Source organism: Glycocaulis sp. (assembly GCF_052168375.1).
Lineage (GTDB): Bacteria > Pseudomonadota > Alphaproteobacteria > Caulobacterales > Maricaulaceae > Glycocaulis.
Genome location: NZ_JBQLZR010000279.1, coordinates 1 through 1,211, shown reverse-complemented (window position 1 = coordinate 1,211; position 1,211 = coordinate 1). Strand labels below are relative to the sequence as shown.

Here is a 1,211-nt window from a genome sequence, read left to right as displayed (position 1 = left end):
GATCGCCCGCCTTCTCGAGGAAGACGGTGCGCAGGTCATCGCGCTGGGCGGCGGGGCATTTGTCAATGACGAGACGCGCGCGCTGGTAGCCGGAAGGGCGCTGTCGGTTTGGCTGAAAGCCGATATCGACACGCTGATGGAGCGGGTCTCGCGCCGCGATACCCGTCCGCTATTGCAGACGGAAAATCCGCGCGGTGTCATGGAAAGACTGCTGGCCGAACGTGAGCGCTTCTATGCGCAGGCCGATCTGCATATCGTGTCGCCCGGCGCGGCCCATGATGCCGGTGTCGTGCAGATCATCGAGGCGCTGGCGGACCGCGTGGAGGCGCAAGTCGGGTGAGCGAACTTTTCCAGATTCCGGTGGATGCCGCCTCACGGCGCTACGAGGTGCGGGTGGGCCCGGGCGCGCTTGCCGCCTCGGTTGCCGATATTGCGCATCTTTGCCCGGCCGGGCGGGCGATCATCGCCGCTGACCGCGCCGCCTGGGCGGTGCATGCGCCGTTCGTGCTGGGTGCCCTTCGCGATGGCGGGCTTCAGCCGGATGTCATTGAGCTCGAAGGCGGCGAGGGGGTCAAAAGCTGGGACGCCTTGCGTGACCTGACCGACGCGCTGCTCCAGCGCCGAATCGGCCGCCATGAGAGCCTGATCGCGTTCGGCGGCGGCACGGTCGGCGATCTTGCGGGCTTTGCCGCCTCCATACTGAAACGCGGGTGCGGCTTCATCCAGATGCCCACAACCCTGCTCGCGCAGGTCGATTCATCCGTGGGCGGAAAGACTGGCATCAACACCGCGCACGGCAAGAATTTGATCGGCAGCTTCTATCAGCCGGACCTTGTCGTTGCTGACAGCGTGTTTCTGGAAAGCCTGCCCCGGCGTGAGCTTGCCGCCGGCTATGCCGAAATCGTCAAGGCAGGCCTGATCGCCGACCGGGCCCTGTTTGAACGGCTGGAAGCCGGACAGGGCGATCCGCTGGTCCCGGAACGGCTCTCTGCCCTGATCGCAGATGCGGTGCGCTTCAAGGCGCATATCGTGGCGCAGGATGAGCGCGAATCCGGTGTGCGCGCCCTGCTCAATCTGGGTCACACCTTTGCCCACGCGTTTGAAGCCGAAGCGCAAAAGGGCGCGCTCATCCATGGTGAGGCGGTCGCTGCCGGGCTGGTGCTGGCGCTGAAATATTCTGCCTTTGAGGGCCTGTGCAGCCCTGACGATGC

Annotated in this window: 2 protein-coding genes; both read left to right on the top strand. The window is 65.5% G+C overall.

Translation table 11 applies throughout. The annotated features are described in order from the left end of the window. Positions 1-340: shikimate kinase (locus ACTS2Z_RS11315; protein ID WP_442573314.1), on the top strand; the 340-nt coding region annotated here is incomplete at its 5' end. Then, positions 337-1,211 (top strand): 3-dehydroquinate synthase family protein (locus ACTS2Z_RS11310; protein WP_442573313.1); only part of this gene is annotated, 875 nt, incomplete at its 3' end. The genes ACTS2Z_RS11315 and ACTS2Z_RS11310, both read left to right, overlap by 4 nt.